General features: G+C 39.0%; 1 pseudogene. It reads right to left on the reverse strand.

The annotated features are described in order from the left end of the window. Positions 1-228: pseudogene (locus ACX9YW_RS23655) on the reverse strand (DNA topoisomerase IV subunit B); the annotation flags it as partial.

A 228-nucleotide genomic window follows, 5' to 3' on the forward strand; every position in this document is an offset into this window, starting at 1 on the left:
TATGCGTTCCGCCTTCTGGAGTATAAATATTATTTGCAAAGCTTTCCTCTGTGCACTCCATTTCCTGGGTATATTGAAAAGCGGCTTCAACGTAAATTCCGTTTTTTTCTGAAGCTACAGAAAAAACATTTTCGTGGCGCGGAGTGTTTCCCAAAACTAAATATTTAACATAGGAGCCCACGCCTCCGTCAAAATAAAAATCATAGCTTGTTTCTTTGCCTTTTTCTC

It is taken from the genome of Pseudoneobacillus rhizolycopersici, from assembly GCF_054786815.1.